We start from the raw sequence: 2846 nt of genomic DNA, 5'->3' as shown, positions 1-2846 counted from the left end.
CTGAAGTTGAAGAAGCGTTATTTCCCAGGATAATTGATCCAGACAGTATTGAAAGCATACTGTTGAAACCGCTGGAGAACACAAGGCGTTTTCCCATTAAAAAAAGACCAAAACAATATTGTATTTTTCTGGACAATGAAATCAAAAGTAATGACAGACCAGAGAACATTAAAAAGTACTTTAGCCTTGTAAAGGCTTTTGTATTAGGTAAATCAGAGATGCTGGATGCTTCATCCGAGGCAACCGTTTCTGAAATTGATCAGCTATCAGAGAGTGTTGCAAGCTATGGGCTAAGCCGGAATGAATATACAGCATCGTTCGAAGTGCTACAGGAAACACCACAACCTGATACCGCTTTTGATGCATTCGTTTATAACCTGCCCCGACTGGAATCTCACTCAAATTATGAGGCTATAAGAAGTGCTCTTTTGAAAAAACATCGCACAAAGTCAGTCTTGGTTCACTATTATTTATGGGCTTATGAGACGCTCAATAATAGCTATGACAACGAACAGGATCTGTTCTGGAATGAGATAATGACGAAGAAGATTGAGGAAAATACACAAATGAAAGCCGTTTTTTTGGCACTTCTGGCAACCGCCGATCTAACGCTTATGTATGATGAAAACCGGAAGGCTATGAGCACCGCATTCGAACGTTATGATTCAAATCTTGCTCCCTGGCTGGATTTTTTTCACTGGATATCAATCACTCCCGCCTTTCTTCTGGGAGAGAAAGAAAGGGCAGACTTCCACCTGAGACGTTATGGAAACCAAAATATTATTAAGTCATTAAGCAATTATCCAGTATCTACTCAACAAGAGTAACAGGAAGGCCTTGACGGGCACGCCCGATGCGGACATTAATGAATGTATAGTTTGATCGGGGATAATCAAGTATATTGTTATTCAGCCTTATCTCTCTCAAACACCATGGCATCAACATTCTCATGCAAGGCCATAATTTATTTCATGCTGAGCAGGGTACTCCCGCTCAATCGGACAATCAGCGCCCTCTGACGGTAACAGAGCTGAACAGCCAAACCCGGCGAATGCTGGAAACGCGGTTCGCAAATGTCAGAGTTGAAGGCGAACTTTCCGGTCTTGCCCGACCCGGCTCAGGACACTGGTACTTCACCCTTAAAGACGCCAATGCCCAGATTCGCTGTGCAATGTTCAAAAACCGAAACCGCAGCCTGCGTTTTGTTCCGGCTGAAGGCATGCAACTGATTGTCAGAGGTCGGGTCAGTCTCTATGAAGGTCGGGGCGACTACCAACTGATTGTCGATCATATGGAAGAAGGCGGCGCCGGTGCTCTTCAGCGTGCTTTTGAGGCGCTTAAGCTCAAATTAGCCACTGAAGGTCTGTTCAATTCAGAGCATAAAAAGCCTCTGCCGGCCTTGCCCTCTCATATCGGTGTCGTGACCTCGCCAACAGGTGCCGCTATCCGCGACATCCTGGCAGTACTAAGAAGACGTTTCCCCTCCATACCCATTACCGTCATTCCCAGTGCAGTCCAGGGTAAAGAAGCTGCCAACGAGTTGGTCAGAGGCGTTGAAATGGCCAATCGCAGCGGGCTGTTTGACGTTCTTATTGTCGGTCGCGGGGGTGGCTCACTGGAAGACCTCTGGCCTTTCAATGAAGAAAGGGTCGCCAGAGCCATAGCAGCTTCCGATGTTCCCGTGGTCAGTGCTGTGGGCCATGAAATTGATTTTACCATTGCTGATTTTGTCGCCGATTACCGGGCCCCTACGCCATCGGCAGCAGCTGAGGTGCTCAGTCCTGACCAACAGGATATTCTCAATAAGCTCGCCTTACTGAACCGCAAGCTTCAGGCTTTAATGAAGCATCGTCTGCAAGTCCTGTCCCAGACGCTCGATAACACCAGTCTGCGCCTGCGTCATCCGGGCGAACGCCTGAGAGAGCATCACCAGCGGCTGGAAGATCTGCACATTCGGCTTCAGCAATCCATGACCATCGCCCTGCAGTTCCATTCTGCAAGGCACCAGAGACTCAACGACAGGCTCCTGCAGTCTTCACCTTCAAGACGCATTGAGCGGCTGCAAGGCCAGTTGAATCTGCTGAAAAATCAACTGGATTCATCCATACAAGTACTTTTAAAGCAGAAAGAAAGTCGCTTAAAACAACTGACCGGCATGCTGGATGCCGTCAGCCCCCTGGCAACACTGTCGCGAGGCTACAGCATTGTGGCCAGGGGCGATGAATTTATTCGAGAGGCCGGGCAACTGACGGAAGGTGAACGGGTGACGGCACGATTCAGCCAGGGTTCAGCAGACTGTCAGGTGATTGAGATTCGCAAATCGTGACGACTATACCTCAATCCTCAACCGTTCTGACTCCCCATAACACCGCTGCCAATCCGGATAATGTCTCAAACCTGGTTAAGAAAACTCAGAGTAAAGGCAGCTGATCAATCAGGGCGATGCCGTACATCAGGCATTAAGCTGTTTTATAAATCCCAGTGCAGTTGCAAATTAAGCCAGGAATCCGTTGACATGCAAAAGAATCGGGCAAGATTTAAAGCGCTGCCTGGAGTAATTCCCTGCTTGCCATTAACAAGTTCATTGACCGGCTGTTAAGGAGGGTGTCGCATAACTCTGCCTCCCATGCTCCAGATTGGGAACCCGTACCTTATCTAAGCTTTAGAGCCGGGTTTTCAGTGGAGGTATGTATTTCCACGCTGGGGCGTGGGAACCAGTTGTTGGAGTTTTGCAACACCTTCTTGATGAAGAAGATAAAAAACACGCTTGTTTTCTTGATCTATCCTTCTCCTCTGTAAACCAGAGGACAAGGATAGAATTATTAAACACTCACTTTTTGCGGCAC

2 protein-coding genes are annotated in these 2846 nt (G+C 47.8%); both read left to right on the top strand.

Annotation, left to right across the window (positions count from 1 at the left end):
* Nucleotides 1–827: hypothetical protein (locus KDK18_RS00360; RefSeq protein ID WP_257252385.1), on the top strand; the 827-nt coding region annotated here is incomplete at its 5' end.
* A 122-nt stretch (nt 828–949) separates the two neighbouring features.
* Nucleotides 950–2326: an exodeoxyribonuclease VII large subunit gene (gene xseA, locus KDK18_RS00355; protein WP_257252384.1), complete on the top strand. Its 1377-nt coding sequence runs from the start codon at nt 950–952 to the stop codon at nt 2324–2326.
* Nucleotides 2327–2846: the final 520 nt, after the last annotated feature.

It is taken from the genome of Endozoicomonas sp. SESOKO3 (assembly GCF_024606255.1).
Note: the sequence above shows the minus strand (reverse complement) of the source record. Positions and strands in the feature narration are given on the sequence as shown.